11 protein-coding genes are annotated in these 26,701 nt (G+C 71.0%); 4 read left to right on the forward strand and 7 right to left on the reverse strand.

Annotated elements, in window-relative coordinates:
- Window positions 1-24: 24 nt before the first annotated feature.
- Window positions 25-1,008, forward strand: coding sequence for an arsenic resistance protein (locus tag MXD62_RS07225; protein ID WP_368862332.1), 984 nt, complete (start codon window positions 25-27; stop codon window positions 1,006-1,008).
- A 43-nt stretch (window positions 1,009-1,051) separates the two neighbouring features.
- Here MXD62_RS07225 and MXD62_RS07230 read toward each other — a convergent pair whose 3' ends face one another.
- From MXD62_RS07230 to MXD62_RS07250, 5 genes are read right to left on the reverse strand one after another with little or no spacing between them, the layout of a single operon-like run.
- Window positions 1,052-2,608 carry a serine/threonine-protein kinase gene (locus MXD62_RS07230; RefSeq protein ID WP_248828643.1) on the reverse strand — a complete coding sequence of 519 codons (1,557 nt, stop codon included), beginning with the start codon at window positions 2,606-2,608 and terminating at the stop codon, window positions 1,052-1,054.
- A 2-nt stretch (window positions 2,609-2,610) separates the two neighbouring features.
- On the reverse strand, window positions 2,611-5,016 hold the full coding sequence (locus MXD62_RS07235) for a 3'-5' exonuclease (protein WP_248828644.1): 2,406 nt from the start codon (window positions 5,014-5,016) through the stop codon (window positions 2,611-2,613).
- Window positions 5,013-11,633: a DEAD/DEAH box helicase gene (locus MXD62_RS07240; RefSeq protein WP_248828645.1), complete on the reverse strand. Its 6,621-nt coding sequence runs from the start codon at window positions 11,631-11,633 to the stop codon at window positions 5,013-5,015. Before MXD62_RS07240 ends, MXD62_RS07235 begins: the two co-directional genes overlap by 4 nt.
- Window positions 11,630-16,363 (reverse strand): class I SAM-dependent DNA methyltransferase, encoded by a 4,734-nt coding sequence (locus MXD62_RS07245; RefSeq protein ID WP_248828646.1) that lies wholly within the window; start codon window positions 16,361-16,363, stop codon window positions 11,630-11,632. The genes MXD62_RS07240 and MXD62_RS07245 overlap by 4 nt, the downstream gene beginning before the upstream one ends.
- The gene (locus MXD62_RS07250; protein ID WP_248828647.1) at window positions 16,363-19,443 is read right to left on the reverse strand and encodes a helicase-related protein; all 3,081 of its coding nucleotides are present in this window, start codon (window positions 19,441-19,443) and stop codon (window positions 16,363-16,365) included. The genes MXD62_RS07245 and MXD62_RS07250 overlap by 1 nt, the downstream gene beginning before the upstream one ends.
- 880 nt (window positions 19,444-20,323) lie before the next feature.
- Between MXD62_RS07250 and MXD62_RS07255 the strand changes: the two genes are divergently transcribed.
- Window positions 20,324-21,508 (forward strand): hypothetical protein, encoded by a 1,185-nt coding sequence (locus MXD62_RS07255; protein WP_248828648.1) that lies wholly within the window; start codon window positions 20,324-20,326, stop codon window positions 21,506-21,508.
- Window positions 21,509-21,934: 426 nt separating this feature from the next.
- The gene (locus MXD62_RS07260; RefSeq protein ID WP_248828649.1) at window positions 21,935-22,351 is read left to right on the forward strand and encodes a nuclear transport factor 2 family protein; all 417 of its coding nucleotides are present in this window, start codon (window positions 21,935-21,937) and stop codon (window positions 22,349-22,351) included.
- Between the two features lie 55 nt (window positions 22,352-22,406).
- Here the strand turns inward: MXD62_RS07260 and MXD62_RS07265 are convergent, their stop codons facing one another.
- On the reverse strand, window positions 22,407-23,375 hold the full coding sequence (locus tag MXD62_RS07265; protein WP_248828650.1) for a DUF5996 family protein: 969 nt from the start codon (window positions 23,373-23,375) through the stop codon (window positions 22,407-22,409).
- Between the two features lie 127 nt (window positions 23,376-23,502).
- Window positions 23,503-25,797: an ATP-binding protein gene (locus MXD62_RS39135; RefSeq protein WP_285223985.1), complete on the reverse strand. Its 2,295-nt coding sequence runs from the start codon at window positions 25,795-25,797 to the stop codon at window positions 23,503-23,505.
- 127 nt (window positions 25,798-25,924) lie between these two features.
- Between MXD62_RS39135 and MXD62_RS07275 the strand changes: the two genes are divergently transcribed.
- The gene (locus MXD62_RS07275; protein ID WP_248828651.1) at window positions 25,925-26,587 is read left to right on the forward strand and encodes a response regulator transcription factor; all 663 of its coding nucleotides are present in this window, start codon (window positions 25,925-25,927) and stop codon (window positions 26,585-26,587) included.
- Window positions 26,588-26,701: the final 114 nt, after the last annotated feature.

Here is a 26,701-nt window from a genome sequence, read left to right on the forward strand (position 1 = left end):
GGGGAGCGATCAAGGAGTCTGACGCTGACGCAGAAACCGGTCGGCGTGGTCGCCCGGATGGAACACCATCAGGTCGCGGTCTATCTCACCGCCATGACCGCCGGTGCCGTGCTCGGCCTTACGGCACCCGGCCTCGGACCGGGTCTGGAACACGCGATCAACCCGCTGCTCGGGGCGCTTCTCTACGTGACGTTCCTCCAGGTCCCCGCCGCCGAACTGGCCCGCTCCCTGCGCGACGGCCGGTTCCTCATCGCCGCGCTGGTCGTGAACTTCGCCGTCGTGCCGCTTGTGGTCGCCGCGATGTTTCCGTTCCTGCCGGACGATCAGGCCGTCCGCCTCGGGGTGCTGCTGGTTCTGCTCTGCCCCTGCATCGACTGGGTCATCGTGTTCACCGGCCTTGCCGGAGGTAGCAGCCGGCGTCTGCTCGCGGCGACCCCGCTGCTCCTGCTCGCGCAGATGCTGGTCCTCCCCGTCCTGCTGTTCGCCTTCCTCGGCTCGGACCTGGCCGACATAGTCGACGCCGGGCCCTTCCTCCGAGCGTTCCTCATCCTGATCGTCGTTCCGCTGGCCCTGGCCTGGGTCACCCAGGGCTGGGCAGGCCGCAGACCAGCCGGGCAGCACGTGTCGGAGACGGCCAGCGCGGCGATGGTCCCGCTGATGGCCGCCGTGCTCATCGCCGTCGTCGCCTCCCAGATCCCGAAACTCGACGGCAGGCTCGGCGACGTCGCCGCCGTCGTCCCGTTCTACCTGGCGTTCCTCTCCGTCATGGCGTTCACCGGGAAGGCACTGGCCCGTCTGTTCCGCCTCGACGTCCCCTCGGGACGGGCGGTGCTGTTCACCGGTGCCACCCGTAACTCCCTCGTCGTCCTCCCGCTCGCCCTCGCCCTGCCCGACGAGTTCGCCGTCGTACCGGTCGTCGTGGTCACCCAGACCCTCGTCGAAGTCCTCGGCATGGTCGCCTACGTCCGCCTCGTGCCACGACTACTCCCCGCACCCCACCCCACCTGATCTTCGGTGGGAGACTTCCTGTGCCACTCCAGGAGTCCGATGATCAGATGTCGGGCTGCGGGCGGAGGCGGGCGAGGAGGCCGGCGGCCTGCTGGGTGACGGGGTGTTGGCGACCGAGGAGGCGACCGGCGTCCGCGTGGAGGCCGCGCAGGGTCACCTGGGCGTCGGTGGCGTGACCGGCTGCCGCCTGGAACCGGGCGATCTCCAGACGCACGGCCAGCGCGGGCTCGGAGTCGGGCCCGTACCTGCCGACGACCGGTGCGGTGAGCCGCAGGACGTCACGCAGGGCGTGGTCGAAGTCGCCGAGCTCGGCATGGCAGAAGGCGGCCTGTCGACGGCAGTTGATCGCCTCCTCGTCCTGCGGGCCCCGCACGTCTGCGAGGACTTCCGCGAGATGGTCCAGCTCGGGGAGGGCCTGGCGGAAGTCGCCGCCGTAGAACCGGGCGGCGGCGAGGGTGAGGCGCAGGTCCAGCAGCCGCGGGTCCGTCGGCGGGCGGCTGCCGGCGGCCGCGGTGAGGATGCCGGCGAGAAGGTCGGCGGCCTGCGAGAACCGTTCCTCTTCGAGCAGCTCCACGGCCTGGCTGTGGGCGGCGTCCAGCTCCTCGTCGCGGACGATCGTGGTGGAAGCGTCGGCGACATCGGAACCGGCGGGAGGCCGTGGCCGGGGGAGCGGTGCTCCTGGATGGCGGTACGGGCGCGTCGGGTCGGGCAGTGCGGCCGGCGCCCTGGAGTAGTCAGGTGCGCCCGGTGCGGCGGCGGGCAGGAACGGCACGAGCCGGTCATGCACTTCCCAGGCGTTCGCCGGCCGGTCGACGGCCTCCTTCTCCAGCAGATCGAGGATGAGCGCCTCCAGACTGGCCGGCACGTCCGGGCGCAGCTCGCGCACGGGCGTCGGCGAGGTGTGAAGGTGCTGGTAGATCAGGGACAGCTCGTCCGTCGCGCGGAACACCCGCTGCCCGGCCAGCAGCTCGTGCAGCAGGCAGCCCAGCGAGTAGAGGTCGCTGCGGGGGCTGACCGGCGTGCTCTTGATCTGTTCGGGGGACATGTACGGCTTGGTGCCGAGTACCTGCCCGGTAGTGGTGAGCTGGGCGACGTCGGTACCGAGCACGGCGGCGATGCCGAAGTCGAGCACCTTGACGGTTCCCGCGCGGTCGACCATCACGTTCTGCGGTTTGAGATCGCGGTGGATGACCGGGATGGCGTGCGCGTGCGACAGCACGGCGCAGATCTGCGCGGCGATGCACACGACCCAGTCGAGGGGGAGCGGTCCGTCATGCTCGTGCCGGAGGTCGGCTAGGGACACTCCGTGCACGAGCTGCATCGCGATGTAGAGCATGTCGGACGTCTCGTCGAACGCCGCGTCATAGACGGTGGGCACGCCGGGGTGTTCGATCTTCGCGGTGACCCGCGCCTCCCGGCGGAACCGGCTGATGAACCCGGCGCGGTCGGCGGACTCGACGATTTCCGGTCTGATCAGCTTGACCGCGATGTCGCGGTCGAGAACTGTGTCGTATCCGTGCCAGACCTGCCCCATCCCACCTCGGCTGATGGGCGCGGTCAGCTCGTACCGCCCCGCGATGACCGTCCGCTGTCCTGGCACGCTCAGCCCCCTGACGGTGAGACGGGGAGGAACGGCGAGGCGTCACCGGCCCAGACGACGACGAGCGCGTCGCGGGCACGGGACGCGGCGACGTAGAGCAGGAAGCGCTCGCGGGCGAGGGTGTCGTCCCGTTCGTCGTCGGGTTCGGTGGCGAGCACCCGTTCGGACGGAACGCTTTTGCGGTCGATGCCGAACAGCACCACCCGGCTGAACTCGAGTCCCTTGGCGCGGTGCATGGTCATGAGCCGGGGCGCGTCCGACCGGTGGGTGTCCCGGCCGCCCGCATGGCCGGGCAGGGCATGGCCGGCGATCACCTGAGCCGCGATCCCGCGGTCGCGCAGCCCCTGCGCCACGATGTCGCGTTCCCGGGCGCTGCGGGTGAGGACGCCGACGCTGCCGGCCTCCACCCTGCCCTGCGCGTCGTCCGACCCAGTCCCAGCCCCAGTGCCAGTGCCAGTGCCAACCGCCGAGCTCGACCCGTTGCCGTTCGGGCCGGACGGTGGGCCGAACCAGCCGCGCAGCGTTTCGGCGGTGACGTCGAGTTCCTCGGTGAGCCCGGAGCAGGCGCGCAGCACGGGAGCCGGCCCGCTCATCGCGGACCGGTAGCCGGTGGTGGCCTCGGCGTCGCCTTCCAGATCGGTGACGTCCGTGTCGCCGGCGAGAATGCCGACCGCGAACCGCAGGTTCTGCGCGGTGGTCCGGTAATTGAGGGTCAGTCGCCGGCTGCGACCCCGCACCTGGATGCCATAGCGGGAGAGGACGACCTTCTCCCCGTAGATGCGCTGGTGGGAGTCCTCGGCGAGGAACAGGTCGTCGGGGCCTTCGGCGACGAGGGCGCGCAGCAGCCGCCAGTGGCCGGGGTGCAGGTCCTGTGCCTCGTCGACGACGACGTGGTCGGCGGGCCGTGGGCCGCCCGCGGCGGCGAAGGCGTCGGCGCAGCGGGCGGCGAGAACGGCGATCTCGGCATAGCTCGCCGTCTGGCCCAGCGCGAGCTGGCGGCGGTACGCCTCCACCGCGTCCCAGATCGCCATCCGCTGCGCACGGGAGAGGCGGGTGCCGCGCCCGGGTCGGGGCACCCGCAGGTACTGGGCGCGGGTGGTCAGGTCGTTCGCGAGGACGACCATCCGGTACTCGCCGCGCAGGAACGCGGGCCGGGCGAGATCACCGGTGAGCCCGGCGGCGCGGGCCGCGTCCGTCCACATGGTGCGCTCGTCGGTGTCGGACAGCGGCCGCGGGACGGCGCCGGCGGAGAGCAGATCCCCCCCGGTGACGGCCCGGATGTCGGCGGGCACGGTACCGAGGACGTCCAGGGCGAGCTGGTCGATCCCGCGGACGGTCACCCCGGCCTGGCCGAGGCGGCCCTGCCACACCGAGGCGTCCAGGGTCCGCAGGTCCTGGGCGAGGTTGTCGGCCAGGTTCCGGGTGAACGTGGTGAGCACGACCCGCGGCGCGGCCGGCGCGGTCGCGAGGCTGCGCGCCCGGTGCAGCGCGACGACGGTCTTGCCGGTACCGGCGCCGCCGGAGAGCCGGTAGGCGCCGCTGGTCCGCACGTAGGCGTACCGGCGCTGTTCGGGATGCAGGAAGACGCGCCACTCGGCGAAGCTGCCGTCGAGGACCCGCCGCAGTTCGCTGTCGGTCTCGATGCGCACGAAGTCCATCAGCGTGCTGGGCCGCCGCAGCGCCGCGGCGACGTCGGCGTCGCTGGCAGGCCGGGTGGGGACGCCGGCGCCGATGCCGACGCCGATCCTCGTCTGGTCGGCCTGGTCGGGGCGCGCGGGGGCCTGCTCGGTCTCCGGGTCCGCCAGGCCGAGCTGTTCGTGGATCTCGTGGATCGGCGTGCCGGTGGCGAGGGCGAGCAGCGCGTCGGCCTGCCACGGCGGTACCCGTTCGTCGCCGGCGGCGGCGACGAGCGCGTCCTCGTCCGGGCAGGTCACGGCCCGCCGGGCGAGCGTGGCGGAGAGGCCGAGGTCCTCGAGCTCACGCGGGGTGAACCCGGCCAGCGGGCCCTGCGGGACCCACCCCGCCGTGCCGTGCCCGTGGACCGGCCGCGGGCCGGGGAGGACCACCGGTTCCGCGTTCTCGATCACCTCGAGGACGCCGCTGACCGGGTTCGTGGTCAGGACGAGGCGTTGCGCCAGCGCGTTCGCCTCGTCGTGCTTGGCGACGGCCGCGAGCACGAAATGCGGCTCCGGTGTCTCGGCGACCAGGAACATGACGGCGCGGAAGTTGTCGTTGACCCGCCCCGTGCGCACCCGCGGGTCGGCCGAGTTCCTGATCGGCTCGATGTGCAGGCCGGGGCTGGCCGGATCGGCCATCAGCTTGGTCAGGAAGTCCCAGGCCCGCTGCTTGAGCGAGCCGTCGATGTCCAGCCGCCTGCGGAACTGCCGCGACATGGTGATGTTGCTCATCGGGTTCCCTCCACCGGGATGTCCGTGCCGCCGCCGTCTGTGCCGCCCCCGCCGGCCGTGGCCAGCAGGCCGGCGACCCGCGCCGGGTCGGGGTCGGCGATCCGCCATCCGCCGCCGGTGAGTTCGGCCCGCAGCGCCGCGTCGACGTCCTCGGGATGGACGAGGACGGCGACGCGCGCGTCCGGCCAGGCGAGGTCGAACGGGAAGCCGCCGGCTGTCTCGTGGCCCTGCTCGGGCAGCGGCACGCCGGCCCGGGCCAGCCCGCGCAGCAGTGCCTTCTCCGCGTCGTCGAGCGCGTTGAGGACGAGGTCCGCCCACGGCGGTGAGAGCGCGTCCTCCCGCGACGTCACCGCTGTGGTCTCCCCGTCCGCCCCGGCCCCGGTACCCGCGTCGGCCCCAGCCCGGGCCCCGGCCCGAGCCCCGGCCGCAGTCCCAGCCCCGGCCGCGTCGGCGCTCGGCCGGGCGACACCCGCCGACTGCTCGTCCTGGCACTGCGACAGGGCGATCGGAAGGGCGGTGCGGGTCGCGTGGCCGAGGATGTTCGACAGCGCCAGCCAGCTGCGCCACGCCCGCACGCCGCCCTCGGTGGCCAGGCCGTCGTCCCGGTCGTCGAGGACGAGGACGCAGCCGAGGTCGTGTGGCGGCCGCGGCCAGCCGGCCGAGGCCGCCACCAGCCCGTCGCGCCGCCAGACCCAGCCCTGCAGGTCACCGGCCGCGCCCCGGCCCGCGACGGCGTCCGGAACCGCGTGCGGGTCCAGCGCCGCCGCGGCGAGCCCGGCGAGAGCCGACCGGCTCGCCACCGGCGCCGGCCGGGTGTCGAACAGCGCGAACGGCAGCCCGTCGGCCAGCGCCCGCCACGCCGCCGGCCGCGGCTCCATCACCCAGTCGAGCAGCTGGGTGACCGCGTCCGCGGTGGCCAGCCCGTCCGACACCGAACCGGCGGGGATCCGCCCGGCGCGATGCTGCACGAGCCGGCGCCGGACGGCGTCGTCGTACCAGGCGGCGCCGGCAGCCGTCACCTGCTCACTGCGGGCGAGCGCCTCGAAGACCGCCACGTCGTCGTCGGTGACCGCCCACACCACATGCCCCGCCTCGCGCAGCGCGCGGCGTTTCGCCGCGTCGTCCGCGATCCGGTTGTGGGCGGGGGTCGCGTGCCAGGCCCGGCCGTCGGTGAAGACGTAGACGCGGGGCACCGTCGGGTCCTCGCAGAGCAGCTCGAAGTCGGGCCGGCAGCCACCGGCACGGACCTGCGGCCGCAGCGTCCAGCGCCGGTGGACGGTGCCCGGCACGCCGAACCGCAGCTCCGTCCCGGTGAGCTGCGGGATCTCCCGCACGCTCGCCCCGCGGGCACGCAGCGCGTCGGTGAACGTCCGCCGGAACCGCAGTTCCAGCGCGCTGTCGAGGGACGGCAGCGGGATGTCGGCGACCGACCGCAGCCCGACCGGCTCCCAACCGTCGCCGAGCACCTCGGTGAGCATCTGCTCGGCGCGCGCCCGCGACGTCCGCTCGACCAGCGCCGGCGGGCTGAACGGCAGCAGGCACCGGGAGCAGGCCAGCAGCCCGTCCTCGGCGCACCCGCACCCGGCGACCACGCGCCGGGCCGCGGTGAGCAGCTCCCGGACCCGGCTCGGCCGGGCCAGATCGGCGAGGTAGCCCGTCCCGCCGGGGACACGGTCGTGCAGCAGCAGGGCCGTGCGCTCACTGCCGCCGACCGGCATCCGCACCTCCAGGACGTCGAGATGATCCGGCGCGCCGCCGAGCAGCTCGCGCAGGCCGAGCAGCAGCGCCGCCCGGAACGACGGCCCGGCGAACTGGTCCAGGGTGAACTGTGGTGGCAGCAGGATCCGCACCCCCTGGGTGCGCAGCGACCGCCCGAGTGCCAGTTCCGTCCACGGGACGTCGATGCGGGTGCGGTGCGGGCACCAGGCCCGGTGCCGGGCCTGCTGCGGGTCGCGCACGCCGAGCTGCGCCGCCGGCACGATCCCGCAGCCGGGGCAGAGCAGGAACAGCGGCGCCCGCACCGCGGTGCCGGCCAGCATCCGTTCCGGCGCCTGCTCGACGGCGCGCCCCACGTTGACCCAGCGCACCTCCAGCTGGCGGACGTACTCGGCGCCGAACGGGTAGCCGTCGAGGTGCCAGGCGTCGCTGATCTGCTCCGGGTCGACGTCGGCGGCGGCGACGACGGTGAACGGCAGCCGCTCGCGGTCGTCGTGCGAGTCGGAGATGATCGCCGAGTCCCGGGACACCTGCGCGGAGACCTTCTCCAGCGGCAGCACCGGCAGCGCCTGCCCGGTGTCGGTGATCCCGGCGTCCCCGCAGCGCGGGCAGGTCGCCGGGACGGCCGGCTCGTCGCCCAGCGAGTGTCGGTGCACCCGTGACCAGCCGCAGGACGGGCAGACCCGCCAGGTCTGGAGCAGCCCGTCGAGGTCGTTGCCGATGCCGACGGCGTCGATGCGCACGGCTGTCGCCTGGGCGTAGAAGGTGGCGCCCGGCGCCCACTCGGTGAGCGCGAGCGCGCTGCCCCGCCGGTAGGTGCGCGGCTCCTCGTGGTAATCCTGCGTGTCCTGGTCCATCCACTGCAGGGCGACGTCGAGGGTGACGGTGTCGTCGAGCAGGGTGTAGTTGGGCAGCACGCCGCGTTCCTCCAGCGCGCTGACCCAGAACTGGGTGGCCAGCGCGCTGCGCCGGTCGCGCAGGAACCGCAGCTCGGCGCGGGCCAGCCGGTGGTCGGTGACGTCCTCGGCGGTGGCGGTCGGGCGGTTCGCGGCGGCGGCCAGCTCGGGCAGTCTGTCCTGCAGGGCGTTGCGCCGGTGCCCCAGCTCGTCGGCCTCCCGCCGGTACTCGACGGCCGCCCGCCGCAACAGCCGCGCCAGCCCGGAGACCGCCTCCGGCTCCCCGCCTGTGCCCGGCGTCAGGCCTACGCCGGCCCAGGTGCGCAGGTGGGCGGCGGTGTCGGGGCGCACCGCGGCGCCGAACAGGGCCAGGAACTCCTCGGCGTAGGCCGCCGCGTTCGCCTGGGCGTCGGCGAGCAGGTCGCCCAGCCAGGTCCCCGGCGCCCAGCCGGCCTCGGGGAACATCGTGGCGGCGGTCCCCGGGTCCGCCGCGCCGCCGCGGGAACGCCGGTCCACCAGCCAGGCCACGTACTGGCGTTCCAGGATCTCCACCGCGTCCAGGTAGGTCGCCGGCGGCCGGACGTCCCCGTCGATGAGCGCCAGCGGGTCGGCGAGGCGCTGCGTGTCGTGCCCCCGGCCCTTCACATAGGCCAGAACCAGCGCGTTCCCCGTCAACCGCCCGGCCCGCCCGACCCGCTGCACATAGGAGGCGACCGTCCACGGCAGCGACCCGAGCATCACCGTCGACAGGTCACCGATGTCGATGCCCAGCTCCAGCGTCGGCGTCGCCGCCAGCACGTTCGGGACGGCCGGCCCGCCCCCCTCCCGGAACTGCCGCTCCACGTCGAGGCGGACGTCGTCCGGCAGCAGCGAGGTGTGCTCGTGCGCTACCACCCGGCGCATGTCGACGCTGCGGTACAGGTGCCGGTAGTAGTCGTCGCCGCGCCGGGCCCGGCGCAGCCGCCCCGGGCACGCCTGGCGCAGGCAGGCGGCGTCCGCCAGGTCGTCGACGGTGCGCCGGGTGCCCGGGGTGAGCGTCTGGCACACGTCGCAGCGCAGCGCGAGCACCCCGCCCGCGAGCAGTTCGGGGTCGGCCGCGCTCACCACGACCTGCGCCGGGTCGAGCAGGAACACCGTCGCGTTCGTCTCGGTGCGCCGCCGCGACAGCCAGCCGGCGTCCGCCATCTCGTCGAGCAGCGCCCGGGTCACCAGCCCGCCGTCGCGCGCCGTGAGCCGCAGCTGTCGCTGCGCCCAGCGGGCATACCAGGACGACGCCCCGGTGATGCTGTCGAACGTCGCCGCCGGTGTCGATGTCCGTCCCGTCGTCGGGAACGTCGGCGCGGGCCGGCCCGGCGGGAACGCCGGCAGCCCCTCACCGCGCGCCGCCCGCCGCCCGCCGGTGAGGAACCAGCGGTTGCCGTCATGCTCGACGAACGACTCCAGCCAGCGATGCCAGATCCCGCCCTGCACGCGGACCCGTTCGAGCACCCCGCGCGCCCACGCGGCCAGCCGGGCATCGTCGAGCGCCGCGCCGAGCGCGTCGTCGTTCTCCGCCGACAGCGAGTGCTGCTGACGGGCCCGCGCGACCGCCCGCACCGCCACCCGGGCCAGCGCGTCCGCCCCGCCGGTGTCGACCTCGGCGACGGCCGCGCCGGTCAGCTCCAGGGTGCGCCCGGTGCGGGCGTTGAGACCGAACTCCAGCGCCGCGTCGAACGCGAGGCGCCGCTCGACGAGCCGCTGCGCCTGCGCCCGCTCGTGCGCACCGCCCGCCGGCTGCCAGTAGCGCTGAAACCCCGCCCACTGCGCGAGGGCCGGCGGCACCAGCCGGTACCGGCGCACCGGGTCGTCACCGGCCCGGTCCATCGCCTCCCGGGCCAGGTCGGCGACGGCGAGCGGCCCGCGGCTCTCGATCGTGTCGAACAGCGCCGCCCGCAGGCTCAGCGCATGCGACCGGGCCTGGACGAACCCGGCGGTGTGCGCGGCGTCCTGCACACTGTCGGTGAACAGCAGGGTCTTCTTCTCCGCGGTGTCCAGATACGCCGAGCCGAACAGCGCCGACAGCGACACCGACGTCAGCGTCGACACCCCGCTGCCGAGGAAGCGGATACCGTCCGGCTGGCGGCACGACGGGCAGGTCTGCGCCCGCGCCGCGGTGTCGTCCTCCCAGGCGGTCAGCACCGGGATGTGGGCGCTCTCGTCCGGCTCGCCGTCGGTCGCCGGGTGCGCGGTGAGGATCAGCGTCGACGTGTCCAGCCACAGCAGGCCCTCGACGGACGTCGTCTCGGTTGTCTCGGCCGTTTCGGTCGTCTCAGGGGTGTCGGAGGCGTCGGCGAGCACGGCGGCGGCCTCGCCCGGGGCGTGCAGCAGCGCACGGAACCGCTGGTCACCGGCACGCGAGGCCCGCCGGACGGTCGTCTCCGTGGCGTCGATCGCCCGTCCCACCAGGGTGCGCAGCGCCCCCCACCCGGCCCGGCCGCAGTGCCGGCAGTACAACGCCGGCAGGTACAGGTCGAGGTCGGCCTGCGCCCCGTCGTCCGACCAGCGGAACGCCGGCGTGGGCGACACCCGCCGGTCGATGCGGGTCACCTCCCGGACCCACAGTTGCGTGTCCACCCCCAGCAGCCGACGTCCCACCGCCGGTTCGGCGTTCGCCCGCGCCCGCGCCTGGGAGAGCAGACCGAGGTAGGCCTCGACGACGGCCATCCCGTCCGCGCGCCCCGGGCTGGTGTCGTCGGGCAGCACCGTCGCCGCGAGATCCCGTACCGACTTCGGGCGCAGCGCCGCGGCGAGCAGGCCCTCGGTGAGCGGATGCGCCGCCAGGACAGCGGGCAGCCGGTCACCGCGGCGCAACCGGCGGATCTCGGCGGCGGAGAACTCCGACCCGTCGACGTCCCGGGCGACCAGCGCGCCGAGCAGCGCGTCAGCCACCTGCTCCGGGCCCTCCGCGACGGCGTCCCGGACGGTCTCGGCGAGCGACCGGGTGGCCGGCAGCCGCCGGATCACCACCCCAGTCGTCGGACGGCCGTGCTCGCGACGCCAGTCGTCCGGCGCGGTCCGCTGCTCGACGACCACCGCGTCCGCCTCGAACGGGCGGCCGAAAACGGTCTCGGCGAACGCCCGCATCGCGGCGAACGACTCGTCCTCAGCGTCGTCCCTGCCTACGCCGAGGGTCGCGGAGGTGGCGACCGGCACCAAGTCACCCAGCGGAGCGCCGGGGCGGGCCACGCCCAGCATCGACCCGAGCCGGCGCAGCAGCATCGCCACATCGGTGCCCTGCGCGCCGTCGTAGGTGTGAAACTCGTCCAGACACACGTAGGCGAGAGATGTCTGCGCGCCCTCCCACAGGCCGCGGTCGTTCGCACGCAGCAGCAGGTGGTCGAGCATCTTGTAGTTCGTCAGCAGGATGTCCGGCGGATCCGAGCGCATCACCTCCCGCGAGGTGATCAGACCCGCCTGGCTGACCTGCGTGCGCTGGCCCTGCTGCTCACCGGTGTAGATGCCGGCGGTCAGTCCGCCCAGCCGCGGGTCACCGGTCAGCATCTCGGCGAGCCGGCCCGCCTGGTCATTCGCCAGCGCGTTCATCGGGTAGAGGATCAGCGCCTTCATCCCGCGCTGCCCCTGCCGCCGCATCCGCAGCGCATGATCGATGATCGGGACGAGGAACGCCTCGGTCTTACCCGACCCGGTGCCCGTCGTGACGATCGTCGGCCGCGGCCGCCCATGTTTGGACGACAGCCGCTCGAACGCCTGCGCCTGATGCACGTACGGGACGAAGTCCTTCGGCCACCAGTCCAGCGGAACCGTCCACGTCCCGTCCGCCGGCCGGAACGGCAGCCGTAGGCGGGCATACGGGCCGCGGAAAATGCCCTCCTCGGGGTCACCGAGGAACGTCGTCAGCGCTGCCCGGACGTCGTCGTCGGTCAGCGCGAAGGTGGTCGCCAGGTAGTCCGTCAGCGCACGGCGAAGGTCAGCCGCCTGCAACGACGGCAGCAGCGGAGCGGTCATCCGGGCAGCTGCTCCTCTGCCTGGCCCTGCGCCTTCTTCGCTTCCCGCTCGGCGGTCAGCCGGCTGAAGTGCTCGTGCGCGATCCGCAGGTCGGTCTCCCGGTTCACCCCACTGAACGGCCCGACGTAGGTGCGGTCGGGCCCGTTGAGCGTGTGCACCCGCTCCCCGGCCGCGGTTGCCTTGTCGAGCTGCTTGGCGAGGTCAGCCGGCAGCTGCCGCCCGAACGAGTCGTACCGCGCCTTGCGCTCGTAATCCTGCAGGACGGGGAACTGCGTCCGGTAGACGGTGACTAGCTCATCGGCGGTAAGCCCGAGCATCACCGCCACGATCGCGTCAATCTCGACAAGCGCCTGCCGCCGATCCGCTGCCCGCCGCAACGGAGTCCCGAACCCCCACTCCACCGAAACCTCTCCGACCTCCGCGCGCTCCCGACAGACTACTCCGACCTTTGGTGCCCATCGATCCTGCTGCCATTCAGGTGAATAGAGTTCTTTCCATAGTGGTGCGTACGGTCGGACCAGGCAATTCAAGCGGAGTGTTCGAAGTGTCAACTCGGGTTCCAAGGCGTGTCCTCGTATATGTGGCAATTTCGAGAAAACGCTTACAGTCATATCGGTAATTCCGGCACTTTTGACAAAGAAGTCGGATGTAAGTGCGAACCTAATCCCGGCAGCAACTACAAGATCTTTGATGTCTGGAAGTGTTAATGTATGTACTTGATTTACGTGTGTCGGGCCGGGTGGAATTAGTGCGGCATGTAGACTTCGAACGGTCGCGGAATCCACTCTTTTTCGCCATGCAAGGCGATAAAAATCGTTACTTGGTCGGCCGTTCCAGCGAGGGTAGGCCCCGTGGAATTCGGGGCCGGGTTGGGAACGTTGATAGATTGTTCGCGGGATGAAGTCTTCGGGGATATTTTCAGGGTTTAGGTGCTCATAGTCGACGTTGCTTTTTGCTGTTTTATTTGGCTGTGCAGAGAGTGGCGCGCCGACGCTAAATTGAGGACCTTGAATTACTACGTCTGCCCACCCGGAAGGAGTCGCTGGTCTACGCTCGAATCTCCCGATTCTGCGATCGCGATCCTCTTCCCATCCGCGTGTCCATAGGATCTGATCATCAAGAATTCTAGGTGCTGCTGAAATTTTTTGGAGAACGGCTGCGCTAGATTGATTTACTGGAAAAATTGCGCGGGCACTGTGAGGGGGTGTCGCCGGGATTTCCAGTAGGTCTCGCCACCCCCTGAGGGTGTCCAAATTGATGTTCATGATGCGTCGAGAGTGGGGGCTAATGTCCCACTTTCCCGCCCCATCCTTGATCCCGGGCTCGGGTCCGGACCCGTCGTGCCTAAGGGATCTCTCTGCTGTTGACGGATCATATAGCCAGGCGGCCTGAATAAATGCAACCCTAGGGCGCGGCGACCCGTAGACATGGATCCCGTACGTCCTAGTATTGTTGATCTCGTTGAAGAGTTTGTGTTCATTTCGGTACTGCCAGTGACGTCTAAGGCGGGTGTATGCTTCGCTTCGAAGATTTGAGGCTCGTAGTTCTATGAAGTGAGATTCTGGATGAATCAAGGAAGTGATGCCGATAGGGCTCGTGGAACGCCAGGTGTGATCCATGAAACAGCGATAGAGGTCTGGGTGGAGGCCGTGGAGTCGGGGGCGTTCGGCGGCGCTGCCAAGGTGGGCAGAATAACCGGCCTGTTCGGTGCGCCGGTCTAGGTACCAGGTCGCGGCGCCAACTAGATGGAAATTACTCTTGCGGCGTTCTTTCTTTTCGCGTTCTGCTGCGGTCGGAACCAGAGTCCACCACGGGTCGTATTCGGCAAGTATTCCGGCTTCGTCCCAGTCGGGGCGGACCCAGGGGGGGTTTCCTACCTGGAGGTCGAAGCCGCCGCGGGTGAAGACCTGGGGGAAGTCGAGTTCCCAGTGGAAGAAGCCCTGGCGGTCGGAGATCTCAGCCGCGACCTTAAGCCAGGGGATGTCACGTAGTGCCTCGTCGGCGGGCGTCGCGGCGGCGAAGGTTAGGTCGAGTTCCTCGGCGTCGTCGAGGCCGGCCCAGGACAGGTCGTCGGCGAAGGTGGACTGGCCGTTCTTTTCCTGCCGTCCCGGCTTCGTGGCCTTGCCGAGCAGAGCCTCCAGGCCGGTGAGCCAGGTGTCCATGTCCGGGGGAGGAATCTCGGTGGTCAGCGGCCAGGACCAGAGGGCGCACCAGGCGTCCATCGCGCGCCGCAGTCGCCGGTAGGCGCTGTTCGGGTCGTTGAGGACGAGCTCCACCTGCTCGCGGGTCACCGGCTCGCGGGGCGGTTCCGCGGAACCGTCCGCGCCCCACACCGGTGTCGCCCGGCGGATGCCGGCTTCGGCGATCTCCAGGCGGCGCCGCGACAGTTCCCAGAGAACCTCGACCCGCTGGGCCAGCCGCGCCATTCGGTTCTGCTGCTCCTTGCCGGGGGTGCGCAGGACCCCGGCCCGCCAGGCCCGCAGCCGCTCCCGTGCCTCGGGTGCGTACGCCTTCGCCTCGGCGGTGTCGACGACCGCGCCCCAGCCCGCCGCCGGCAGCAGGAAGTGGTGGATGCCGGCGCCGACCGGTGGCACCGAGCCGGCCGGCAGCTCAGGGTCGTGCAGGGGGACGTCGGTGGGAACGGTGGTCAGCCATTCCTTCTTCTTCAGCAGCGCCGGGGCGTAGACGGCGCGGCGGGCGCCGATGAGGCTGTTGCCGCGGCGCAGGTGCAGGCCGAACCAGGGGGCGGCGAGGCCGGCCTGCATCGTGTCGAGCCACAGGGAGACTTCGGCGAGTTCGACGGCGGTGGCGTTCAGGTCCACCCCGTACACCTGGTGCAGCGCCAGATACGCCTTCACCCGCTGCAGTTCGGCCGGGTACTGCTCGGCGGGGATGCGTTCGCCGCGCTCGTCCTGGGCCCGGCTCAGGTAGGCGGCGGCAAGCTGGCGGACGGCCTCGATCGCGAACGCGCCCGACCCGAGCGCCGGCTCGCAGATGGTCATCGCCAGGATGTCCGCGGCGCGGGTCTTCGTCCCGTCCTGGTCGAGCAGTTCCTCGATGGCGTGGTGGACGACGGAGCGGGTGAGGACCTCCGGGGTGTAGTACGACGCCGACTGCTGCCGTTCCCGCCCGGCGAGCCGGTACACGAACGACCCGCGCGGGTGCAGCCTCGGCTTCGGTTCGCCGGTGTTCTCGTCCCGGTCGAGGACGAACGAGTCGGCGGGCACCTCGTTGACGCGCTCGGCGGGCAGCAGCCAGGTTCCGCCGGAGGGGTCGCCGCCCTTCGCGACCTCGTACAGGTCGGTGTCGGCGATGATCCCCGACCAGGACATCAGCCCTTCGTAGACGGCGCCGAGCTGGTTGATGCCGAGTTCGCCGTAGGAGATGAACCCGCGGTCGCTGCCCTTCTTCACCTTGGTCAGCAGCAGGTGGCGCAGCACCCGCTGCAGCGCCTCGTTGCCGAGGCCGACCTCGTCGATGAGCGCCGTGGCGTCCGCGGCGAACAGGTCGGAGCGCAGCGGCTGGAACACCAGCCCGTCCCCGGCCGGCGCCGCCGAATCGGTGCCGGTGCCCGTGTCTGTGCCCGCACTCGTGTCCGTCTCCGTGGTGTGGCCCTTGTCGACGAGGACGAACAGCCGGTGCAGCGACTCGTACAGGTGCCGGCCGCGGCGGGCACGGTCCGACGACAGGTCGGTGAGGATCAGGTCGCGCAGCCGGTCCAGCCCGTAGCCGGCCTGGTACTCGGGTGCCTGGACGGGCAGCACCTCCAGCTGCGGTGACGCCTCCGCGTACAGCAGGAACAGGATCCGGTACAGGAACCGCAGCGACTGCCGCGTCAGGTCCCGGCCGAGGTTCGCGACGTCGAGGACGTCCAGCCCCGCCGCCCGCCGCCGCGCCACCACCTCGTTGGCGATGATCTCCACCGACAGTCGGACGCCCTCGCGCAGGTCCGCGGAGACGCCGACGGTGTGCTGCACCGACTTCTCCAGCAGGCCGAGCCACGGCGCCACGCCGTCCTCGCCGGGCAGCAGCAGATCCGGCCCGACCATGGCGGCGACGTGCTCCAGCTCGCCGGCCGCCCGGACGTCCCGCCGGTCGACGACGACACCCAGGTCGACGGCGAGCCAGCGCCCCTCCGGCCACCGGCTGCGCTCGGCGAGCAACACCCATCTGCCGGCCTGGACCAGCACGAACGGCGGGGCGTCGTCGGTCAGGAACACACTGGAGACGACCTTCGCGACGGCCGCCTGCGGCTTGCCGTCGACGACCGCCGGGTCGAGGAGCTGCCCGACCCGCGGCCCGGCCGCGTCCGGCGTGGTCAGGATGTCCTCGACCGCCCCGGCCGGGGTGGCCTCCAGGATGAGCAGCGCCGTCCCGGTGGGGGAGGGGTGCACCACCGCGGCGGGTAGCCGCACCTCGTCCCCGGACCGGTCCGACACCCAGGACGTCGGTTCCCGGTCGAGCCGCAGCGCTCGGCGAATCTCCCGGTGCACCTCGCGGACGTCCTCGTCGGCGGGCTGTTCGCCCAGCCCGCCGAACAGCCGTGCCAGCGGGGTGGCCGCGTCGCGCAGCGCCGAGCGCGCGGTGGGATGGCCGTCGTCCTCGTCGGCCTTCCACTGGACGCGCAGCGCCAGCACCTCAGCGAGGAAACTGCCGGTGCGCGCCTCCGAGGTCAGGTAGTGCTCGGAGATCCACGACTCGCCGACGACCACCGCGTCGAAGCTGGGCATCAGACGTTCCCCCCGTCGGTGGTGGCGGCCGGGATCACGACGGCGAGCGGGCGCAGCAGCCGTTGGCTGGCGCGCAGCGAGCGCGCGATCTCCTCCTCGAGGCTGACCTGCTTCGAGAGCCGGCGGACCTTCGCCAGCCCCGGCCCGGTCATGTCGAGTTCGAGCTGCGCCGCTTGTTCCCGCCAGCGGGTTCGCCGGGTCGACCAGCCCGCCAGCCGCCGTTCCAGGTCGGAGTGCTGGATGTCCTCGGCCAGGTCGAGGTCGCGGGCCGCCGCGTCGATCGCGGCCGGCACCAGCGCGCGCAGCTCGTCGGTGGCCACGGCCGCGCCCGGGTTCACCGCCGGCTCCCGCTCGCCGGGCCCGGGGATCAGCCCGGTGCCCGCGAACAGCTCCAGACCCTCGACGACCTGCGCGATCGGCAGGTCGGCCCGTCCGGTCGGGAACTCGACGACGACCATCTGGCGGGTCACGACCTGGCCGCGCCGGTTCATCAGCGTCGCGATCACCAGCACCCGCGGGACGTCCACCGGCCCGCGCACCAGCGGCACCTCGTTGCGGCCGCCGGCCGCGAGCACCTTGTCCGCGGCCCAGTCGAGCACCGGGTGCAGCGGGGAGAGGAAATGCGCCTCCGGCCACGTGGACGGGGTGGGCGCGGTGGCCTCGCGGGCCCTCGCCGGACGCCCCCTGCGAGCCGCCGGTGTGATGCCCCCCGGCCCGCTCGCGGTCGTCGCAGCCGCGGTCGTCGCCGCGGGCACCAGTGCCGGCCGTCCCGGGCCGCTGCCCGTCTGCCCCTCGCGGGCCGCGCGCAGCCCGTCCAACGCGACCGACGGTGTGACGGCGAGCAGTAGCTGCTCGCGGATCCCGCGTTCGGCGACATACGACGCCGGCAGCGCGTCGAGGCGCACCCGCAGGTCACGCGGCGGTCGCAGCGCGATCAGATTCTTGTCGCGGAAGACCTTCCAGCCGACGCCGCCGCGGGCTGGATCGGTGTCGTCCGGCGCGCGGGCGGGATCGTCGTAGACCTCGGCGACCGCGTCGGCGAGGAAGTCGGCGTCGGTGGGATACAGCGATTCGCGGGGCCGGTCCGGGGGAGCCGGCGGCAGGTCGTCGCCGGCGGCGGCGAACTCCTCGTCGAAGAACCCGAAGAACTCCTCGGACCCCTGCCCCGCACCCGGGTCGGGGACGACCTCGTCCAGGTTCTGGCCGCGCGCGAGCGCGTCCCGGATCGCGTCCTCCTCGCCGCTGGCCGAATGCAGATGCATCAGCGTCGCCGCGTCACCCAGCGTCGTGTGGGCGAGATGCTCCTTGGCCAGCAGGCGCTGCAACACCCGCACGTCGCCGCTGAACCGGTCGTCGGAGGGCACCAGCGCCAGCGCCGCGATCCGCGGCGGATGCTTCTGCCCGTACCGGTCGATGCGCCCGTTGCGCTGCTCGATCCTGATCAGCGACCACGGGATGTCGACGTGGACCAGGTGGTGGCACTGCGCGTGCAGGTTGACGCCCTCACTGGCGACATCCCCGGTGATCAGCAGCCGGACCGGGCTCGCCGTGGTCTTGAAGTCGTCGACGATCCGCTCCTGTTCGACGTCGGGCAGGCCGCCGTGCATGACGGCGATCTGGTCCTTGGCGAGGCCCAGCCGATCGGGGAGCTCGCCGGCGAGCCAGCGCAGGGTGGCGACCCGCTCGGCGAAGAGCACCGCTCGGGTCGTCGACCGGGCGCCGACACCGACGGTGCGCAGGTACTCGGCGAGCGCGGTGAGCTTGGCGCTCTCCCCGGCCAGCGCGAGCTCGGTGAGCTCACGCAGGTGCTCGAGGGCCCGCCGCTCCCGGTCGTGATCGCCGCCGCCGTGCCCGCCGTCGTTCCCGCTGTGGTTCCCGCCGTCGTGCCCGCCGCCTCGCGACGCGAGCCGTTTGAGGCGGGCCTCGGTCGTCTCCAGCAGCGCGGCGGGAGAGGAGAGGAACGCCTTCGCCAGCGTCCAGGGGAACAGCGCCGACCCGCGGCCCGCGACGGGGGACGGGCCCTGCGGGTACAGCCAGGTCCGGGAGATCTCCGTGGCGATCGCGTCCTCCGCCGGCGACGCCGCCACCGGGATCACCACGGGCTCGGGACGCAGCGCCCAGTCGGCGCCGACCTCCGCGGCGACCTCGGGGGAGTGGCGGTGCCGGCGGATGAACAGCCGCTCCACGTCCGCGACGTCGTACTCGCCGTCCGGGCCGACGGCCGTCGGGTCGAGCAGCCGCAGGAGTTCGGCGAACGACTCCTTCTTCCCGTTGTGCGGCGTCGCCGAGGCCAGGACCAGCGCCTCCGTGTTCGGGGCGAGAACCCGGGCGAGTTCGTTGTTCAGCGTGCCGGTGTTCGTCAGGTTGTGCGATTCGTCGATGACGACGACATCCCAGCGGTGCCGCTCCAGAAAGGACCGGTAGCGCGGCGATTTCAACGTGTCGATCGAGACGATGATGCGGCGGTAGAACGTGAACGGATTCCGGCTCGCGGGCAGGTTCTGCCGTACCCGCTGCAGACCGTCGCTGTCGAGCCGGACGAGCGGCAGCCCGAACCGGCACCACAGTTCGTGCTGCATCTGTTCGAGAACGTGCCGTGGGGTCACCACCAGCACCCGGTCGGCCCGCCCGCGCCGGGTCAGCTCGGCGAGCAGCATCCCGATCTCCAGGGTCTTGCCGAGGCCGACGGCATCCGCGATGAGGACCCGGGGCCGCAGGTTCGCCGGGGACAAGGCGTGCGCGACCGCCCGCCGCTGGTAGTCGAGGTGCGTCGCCAGCATCCCGTCGGCGACGGTCAGCGAGGTCTCGCCGGCCGGCATCGGCGTCCTGCGCAGGGTCGCCTCCAGCCACAGCCGGGTGCGCCGGTGCCGCGGGGAGCCGTCCGGGAGCAGCTCGGCCTCGCGGGGGTCCAGCAGCTCGATGTGGTCGAGCCTGCTGAAGAAGGTCGCCGTGGTCTCCCGCACGAGCTCGCCGAGGCCGACCACGTCCAACCGCCAGCCGTCCGTGCCCTGCTCGGCCCCTGTGACCAGCCATTCTTCGTCCCGGACCACCACGATCGAACCCGGCGCGAACGTAGTCACGTAACCCCCCGCCCCCTGATCCCCCATGCGCGAGTGGCATAAGGCGCGAGAAGTTACCCTATAGTGTTATGAATACCGGCAGATGGTGGGCGGCAATGGTGTACGGAACGTAATCGTAGGGGGGTAGTGGTTGCAGATAGTCACGCAAGATGGGGTGTGGGATGCTCCAGGCAGGTCTGAGGGTCTATCTGGCGGGACTCCACCGAGGCTTGGCGCCCGCGTTGCCGATATGTCGGCCGCGGGGCGGGCTAATCGCCGTTCCGGCGAACTGGCAGGCTGAACCCTGCCTGCCGTTGAAGCGAAATTGAGCACTATCCGGTGGGGTCGGTCGAACAGGAATTCGATCTGCTCCGGGTGTATCCCGGAGAAGGTGGAGGTTGGTGCGCATACCGTCCTGCTCCACGGCGCGCGGGTGAGTTCTAGGGGCCCGCAGCTGAGGAGGACGAGCAAGCGGTCCGTCGTAGCTGGGCATTGAAGTGCACTCCGAGCTTACTAAGCCGAGGGACCGGCCTGGCTGCGCTGGGGCGAGACTGTCTGTCGTACTGACACGCAGGTCAGCGGTAAAGTCTTGCGGCCGATCGCTTGGATCGTCGACGGAATTTCTTTCCCGGCCGTGACGAGGAAGAGTCGGCGACGCTAGGCTCGAAGCGTGGCCTACATTATAACTCTCTCTTTCGGCGAGCTGTCTGCAGTACGTGGAAAATTGCGGGCTGAGCAGCGCCTCACTAAAGCCCTACCTAAGGGGATGAAGGCGGCTGGCCCTACCGTTGGAAAGCAGATCGTCCTCCTGCTGGGAGAAGGGAAGCGCGGTAGCCACGAACCGCCACTTCGGTATCTCGCCTGGCTGGGGGTCGTGGCGCGACACAATATCGTTGGAGCTGTGGATGGCAGCATCACCATCGAACCGCTCCGAGAATGCTTCGAAGAGATCGTCCTCGAGGGAGATTCTGGGCTGCTCCGACGGCTTCCACGCGGGCTGCGTGAGGAGTTCGAGCAATCTGCTCCTCGTGGCGGGGTCGGCATCTGTAGCGATGCCGTGTGGACTGCGGTTGGCGCAGCGCTCCGGCAGGAATATCCGAGGCTGGTGGACCTGCTCGACTGGCTGATCGCCCAGGCCAACCCTCCAGTCTTCAATAGCAGTGATCCCGCCGACCGTGCGTGGCAGGAGCAGCAGGATGCTACGGGGTGCCTCCTACGGATCGCCGATTTCCCTAAATCCGCTATGGCTGCGTGGCAACGTCCTGCATCGCGGGATGCTCCGTACCTGGCTGGTCTCGTCCCGCAGCCTGTTGAGAACAGCCTGATCGACCACGACGTCCGTGTCTCCGATTATGCGTTCAATCTTACGAGCGTCTGGCAGGCCGGCAATTACGGCAGGTGCGATATTCACGTTCTCCAGGATGACGGCGGGCGGCAGCTGGAAGTGGTTAACGTTAACGCCACGCCCGCCGAGGCTCGTCTTGGCACCGATATGATCTATTATCACGAGCCGACTCGTAGCTTCGTACTTGTTCAGTACAAGCGTCTTGACTTGATCAGCCGATCGGTCTATGTGGATGATCGGTTGAGGAGCCAACTGGACCGACTGGAGAAGGTGGCGCAGCTCAGCGTCGCTCCAGGAAGCCCCAGCGAATGGAGGTTGGGCACTGATCCGTGCTTTCTCAAGCTCGCATACTGGCCCAACGATAGTCGCCCGGTCGATAGTCTTGCTCCTGGGATGTATCTTCCGCTTTCCTACGTCAGAATCCTTCTCGAGGATGATTGTACGCTTGGTTCTAAAGTCAATAGTCGGGCTAGAGTTCTCGGCTACAAAAATATTGGACGGTACCTCGTCGGAACTCAATTCATCGAGCTGGTGAAGCATGGCCTTTCCGGTACGATTGGTACCACCGTAGAGCAACTTCAATCCCTAGCAAGAAAGCGTGCCGAAGAAGGTCAGAGTGTCGTGCTGGCTATGGAGCGTAGCAGGGAGTCCGTCAAAAACCGCCAGGCACGCATCCGTAGCCGGAGCGCGACTTCTAAACGATATGGCCACTCGGTGTATAGTCAAGAAGCGCTATTCTGAACAATCGAAGCGCTGTCTTTGTGTGTCCAGCCGGCGTTAAGTGAAACTGAACGTGCACGTCAGCGGCCCGACCGTGTTGGTCGAGCCTGTGCATGCGGAGGTCCGCCGCGGTGACGCTCCCCAGGCCGACGTCGGGGCACCGTGGTGAGTCGCCGGCTCGACAGACGTAGACCGTTGGCGGCGGGCGCTCCTACGCCGATTCGATCTTGAACACGCCTTCGCATGTTCGAGCGGACCCTTGGCCGGACCGCTCCCAGGCTGCGCAGTTCGGCCGCCGACCTGCGCGGGTCGGCGTTCTGGATCACGGTGAGGATGTCGTCGAGGGCGTTGATCTGGCTTCGGGTGAGGTAGAACTAGATCTGCTCCCGGGCTTCTGAGAGCAGGCCGAGCCGAATACTCGCCGACGACGATGGGCGGACACCGCGTATGCGCGATCCAGGCGTGGTTCCCGACAGTGCGGAAGTCGCGCGGCGGCTAACCGCCGAGGCGCTCGTGGCCGAGCTGTTCAGCCGGTTCGACGCCCGCGACGTCGACGCCGCGCTGGCGCTGTACACCGAGGACGCGACGGTGTTCCAGGCCCACGGGAGGGACGCCGTCCGGTCTGTGATGGAGCGCGGTATGTCGCCATCGCGTGGTCGACACCTGATCACGAACCTGCGGGCCTGGTCGCTCGATGCCGATCGCATCGCCGTCGAGTACACGGCGGCGGCGTTCACGCTTGAGGGCGACGGGCCGTTCACCGCTCGGTCCGTGTTCGACCACCGCCAGATCCAGCGACGCGAGCCGGACGGTGTGTGGCGTATCGCCGAGCACGCGATCAAGGGTTACACCCCGCCGGCCTAGGAGCACAGCCCACAGAGGTTGGTTACGATCACCGATCCCCCGGGCGGCGTGCTATCTACCGCGTGGCGCTGCCGGTGGATGCCATGGAGGGAGCCAGCTGGGGGTCGGTGATGCCATGTGGGCAGGTAAGCCGGTCGATATCCCATCCGGCTCGGGTCGCTCCGGCGCGGTAGGCACTCTCGTAGAAGTCGAGGACGGTGCCCCGTCGGTCGGGGCTGTCCTGAATGGCGCCCAGGGGTAGTACCGCGAGGTGGCTGCTGCCGCGTGGCGTCCAGCGAGCGGCGTCTGGTCGTAGCCGCCCGTCGGTGATTCCGGCAGGTTCGGGGGCGGTGTAGGAATAGAAGGCCGGTTCGGGCATGGACGCGTCGCCGAACCAGAATCCGAAACTGATGACCTCACGTGAGTACGCTTCGCGCGTCACCGGGTCGATGTCGGTAGGCTGGTCGATCCGGCGGTCACTGAAGCGGGTATGGGACAGGTCGAACGTATGCCAGAAATGGTGCACCGGGCTGACCTTGCCGGAGAAGCCGCCGGCGAACTCCTCCAGGATCAGATTGACCTGACTGAGCAACTGCCAGTAGCGGGTGACCTGCACCGGATCGTACGCGGCGTGTTCGGTGTCGTCCTGGAACGGCCGGGCGGCGTCGGGGAGGTCGAAAGGGTGCGGATGGTCGATGTGCACCCTGATACCGAGCGCGCCGAGCACCTCGAGCGTCTCCTGGTAGAAGGACGCTACCGACCGGCCCGCGAGCGGGAACGAGACCGCCTCGCCGTCCAGCCGCTGGATGACGAGATCGTGTCCGACGAAGTCGAAGTCGATCGTGAAGATCGGGTTGCCGTCGACGAGGCCCATCGGCCGGGTCGTGATGCCGCGGCCGGTGAGGTGGAACGGGACGTTCCACCAGTGGTTCCGACGCGGGCTGGCGCTCAGCCGGATCTTTCCCACGACCTGCACGTACCGGTGCAGGGTCTCCTTCGTGCCCGCCCATGACGACAGCGGCATCGGGGCCAGAAGTTCGATCATGGCGCTCCTTCGACGGCGAACCCTTCGGACCGCACCAGCATGGGCACCCACCGCTCGGCGCGCATCCCCGCGGCCGAGTTCGGCCGGTTTCGGTCTGCCGTGGGCTGTTCGCCTCCGCCCATTCGCCTTATGCGCCGAGATGGCGGGCGAACGGTGCCCCGTCATCCTGCTGCCCAGAGACGTCGGGTGAAACGGGTAGCGTCCCGGAAACCGTGGTGCCGTTGCCCGGGGCCGAGCGGATGCTCAACGCGCCCCCCGCGGCGCCCACCCGGTCCGCCATCCCGAGCAGGCCCGTTCCACCGCCTTGCGGGGCAGTCGGATCGAAGCCGGGGCCGTCATCACTGACCGTGAAGCTGAGGACCCCGTCGGCCAGCCCGATCTCGACGGACACGGCGGCACCGGGCGCGTGCTTGGTGGCGTTCTGCATCGCCTCCAGGCAGGCGAAGTACGCGGCAGCCTCGGTCTGACGGGGTAGCCGGTGGCCGTTGAGGGATTCCGTTCCCGTCACCCGGACCGTCCCGGGCGCGGTTCTGGCCCGGGCCCGGATCGCGGCCACCAGGCCTCGGGCCGCGAGCACCGGCGGGTAGATGCCGCGGGCGAGTTCCCGTAGATCGTCGATGCAGCGGTCCAGATCGTCCCGGCAGCGGCGCAGCGCGGCGGCGGCGTCCTCCTCCGCCGCCTCCGGCTCCGGCTCCGCGGCCTCCGTCGTCGCCGCCCCGGTCGCCGCCCTGGTCGCCGTTGTCACCAGGCCCTCCGCGGTGCGCAGGCTCAGCACGGCGGCGAGCAGATGCTGCTGCGCACCGTCGTGGATGTCGCGTTCCAACCGTCGTCGTTCCTCGACCTGGGCGGTCGCGATCCGTTCGCGGCTGGCGCGCAGCGCGGTGGACTGCCGGGTGATCTGATCGAGACGCCCGCTCAGCTCGGCGGCGAGGGCGACCCCTCGCAGGGCCGGCCCGGCCTGCGCCGCCAGGTCGGCGAGAAGGCGGCGGTCGGCTCCGCTGAGCGGCCGGTCAGGCCACGGCTGGACCGCGACGTCGCCGACCACTTCGCCCAGTGAGGTCACCGGGACGACGACCAGGTCCGGGGGAGTCCGCGCCGGCGGCGCAGGTGACCAGGCCGTCCGCGCGCCGTCCGCCGCCGCCGGCGGACTCTCGGCGGCTACGCGGGGCACGGGCACCTCGGCGGCCGGCCCGGCGGCGAACTCGTCCGGTGCCGGGGATGACAGCCGGGCCGAGGGGATGAAGGCGCGCACCCGTGCGGCCGGGACGCCCAGCCCCAGGGCGAGGGCGTCCGCGGCACGGGGAAGCGTCTCGTCCACGGCGGGCGCCGCGGCGAGCTGGCGGGGGAGCGCGGCGAGCGCCTCGTACGGGGTCGCCCGTAGGCCCAGGACCAGCCTTCGGGCGGCCCGTCCGACCCGTTCCCGCACCGGACCGAACAGCACCGCGACGATCGCGGTGGCCAGCACGGACGGGATGGTCGTGGCAGCGTCGGAACGGACCCCGGCCAGGGCGGCCAGACCGACGACGACGCCGATGTAGACGCCCGTGACCAGCACGGTGAGGGCACCGTAGACGATGGCGGCGACGAGGACCCGGTCGAGGTCCCACAGCCGGTAGCGCAGGGCGCCGACGGTGAAGGCCAGCGGGAAGCCGATGGCGATCGAGGCGACCAGACCGACCACGCCGACCTGGGCGAGTCCCGGGATCACCTGCAGGCAGAGGCAGAGGACCGCGCTCGACGCGGCAAGGGCCAGCGGCTTGAACCGCTGCCTGGTCTCCCGGTCGGTCCGGCTGTAGCGGACGAGCATCCCGATGGCGGCGCCCGCCAGCAGCAGGACCCCCAGCGTGTCGAGGACGCCGAGGACCGCGGTGGTCGGCCCGGCGGCCGATGCCGGCAGAGCTCCCCGCCACCGGACGTCATAGCCGAAGGTCTCGTCCAGAAGAGGTCCGGGCCGCAGCGCGCGGAGTGCGACGCCGGCTCCGACGGCGGCGAGCGCGGCGACCGCGACAGGCGTCCAGCGTCGGGACGGCAACCGCCCGTCGGGGAACAGCAGCAGCACCAGTGCCAGCGGCACCGGGAAGAACAACGGGTCGAGGGCGAGTCCCGCCCAGGCCGCCGCCTCGGCACCCGGCAGCGAGCCGGGTGCGATCCGCGCCCGGTAGGCGTACTCGCGCAGCGCGAACTCCGCCGTCAGACCGGCTCCGGCGACGTAGAGCAGGGGACCCAGCCGGTTCTCCCGCCGTACTCCCAGCAGCAGCGCGCCCACCCCGGCCAGGGCGACCCCGAGCAGCAGCGAGACGAGCAGGAACGGCGTGTCCACCCCGGCGCTGTTCCCCCGCGCCAGAACCGAGGCGAGCGCGGCGAGGGCGACCGCGGCGACGGACGACCCGGCGACGGCTGCCAGCCGCGGACGCGTGACCATGGTGCGATTGTGTCCCGCCGCCGCCATCGCCGCGGTGACGCAGGCATCCCCATCCCTGGGACCCGCACATCACGTTCCGCGTGGACCGCGGGCCAGGTGTCCCGTCGCCCCTGGCTAAGGTGATCGGGTGATCGTGCGGCTGGTGCTCGCCGAGGACAACCTGCTGGCCCGGGAGGGACTGCGCAGCCTGCTCGGAGCCGAGCCGGACCTGAGCGTGGTCGCGGTCTGTGGTGACTACGACGAGCTCGTCGCCGCCGTCGACGAGCTGAACCCCGACGTCGTCCTCACCGACATCCGGATGCCGCCGACCGGAACCGACGAAGGGGTCCGCGCCGCGGCCCGATTCCGCCGGACCCATCCGTCGACCGGGGTCGTGGTCCTCAGCCAGTACGACGACCCCGAGTTCGCCCTCGCCCTGCTGGAGGAGGGCTCGCGGGGACGGGCGTACCTGCTCAAGGAGCGGATGTCCGATCCCGCCGAGCTCGTCGCGGCCATCACCGCGGTCGCGGCCGGCGGCTCCGCGGTCGACCCGAAGATCATTGACGCGCTGGTTCGCGGCCGGCGGCCGTCCTCGGCGCTGGCCCAGCTCACCCCGCGCGAGCGGGACGTGCTCGCCGCGATGGCGACCGGAAAGGACAACACCGCCATCGCCGCCGCGCTGTTCCTGACCCCGCGGGCGGTGGCGAAGCACATCAACGGGATCTTCGCCAAGCTCCAGCTGAACGAGGAGGCCGAGGTGCACCGACGGGTCAAGGCCGTCCTGCTGTACCTCGCGGCGAACCAGGACTAAACGAACCGGAACTAGCGGACCGGAACTAGCGCACCGGAAGTGTGGAGATCTTGTTGTCGATGCCACGAAGCTGTTCACGCGGTGTCGGCGCCGCATTCCCGCGCGATACCGGCG

The organism is Frankia sp. Mgl5, from assembly GCF_023242985.1.
Taxonomy (GTDB): Bacteria; Actinomycetota; Actinomycetes; order Frankiales; family Frankiaceae; genus Parafrankia; species Parafrankia soli.

What these genes read in the sequence shown, in the direction of transcription:
- MXD62_RS07240 (WP_248828645.1), bottom strand. Translation starts at nt 11,633, where the DNA reads ATGACCGCTCCGCTGCTGCCGTCGTTGCAGGCGGCTGACCTTCGCCGT.
- MXD62_RS07245 (WP_248828646.1), bottom strand. Translation starts at nt 16,363, where the DNA reads ATGCCCAGCTTCGACGCGGTGGTCGTCGGCGAGTCGTGGATCTCCGAG.
- MXD62_RS07260 (WP_248828649.1), top strand. Translation starts at nt 21,935, where the DNA reads ATGCGCGATCCAGGCGTGGTTCCCGACAGTGCGGAAGTCGCGCGGCGG.
- MXD62_RS07235 (WP_248828644.1), bottom strand. Translation starts at nt 5,016, where the DNA reads ATGAGCAACATCACCATGTCGCGGCAGTTCCGCAGGCGGCTGGACATC.
- MXD62_RS07265 (WP_248828650.1), bottom strand. Translation starts at nt 23,375, where the DNA reads ATGATCGAACTTCTGGCCCCGATGCCGCTGTCGTCATGGGCGGGCACG.
- MXD62_RS39135 (WP_285223985.1), bottom strand. Translation starts at nt 25,797, where the DNA reads ATGGTCACGCGTCCGCGGCTGGCAGCCGTCGCCGGGTCGTCCGTCGCC.